The organism is Shewanella sp. S1-49-MNA-CIBAN-0167 (assembly GCF_040310145.1).
GTDB lineage: Bacteria > Pseudomonadota > Gammaproteobacteria > Enterobacterales > Shewanellaceae > Shewanella > Shewanella psychromarinicola.
Window position 1 is genome coordinate 1 of record NZ_JBEOPO010000138.1, and the last position, 365, is coordinate 365.

Below are 365 nucleotides of genomic sequence, written 5' to 3' on the forward strand. Positions count from 1 at the left end.
GTGTAAAGGGTCTTTTAGACATAGGTTTTGATGGTTATGCCGTAGGTGGTTTAGCTGTTGGCGAGCCTAAAGCAGACATGCACCGTATTTTAGAGCATGTTTGTCCGCAAATTCCTGCTGACAAGCCGCGCTATTTAATGGGCGTAGGCAAACCTGAAGATTTAGTCGAAGGTGTTCGTCGTGGTGTGGATATGTTTGACTGTGTAATGCCAACACGTAATGCCCGTAATGGCCATTTATTTACCAGTGAAGGTGTCATTAAAATTCGTAATGCACGTCACCGTGATGACACAGCAACATTAGATCCTAAGTGTGATTGTTACACTTGTAAAAACTATTCACGTGCTTATTTATACCATTTAGAT

General features: G+C 41.9%; 1 protein-coding gene. It reads left to right on the forward strand.

Annotated features, from left to right (window positions below):
- Positions 1–365, forward strand: a 365-nt coding sequence (locus AAEZ00_RS20710) for a tRNA-guanine transglycosylase (protein ID WP_351089757.1), incomplete at both ends; no start/stop codon positions are given.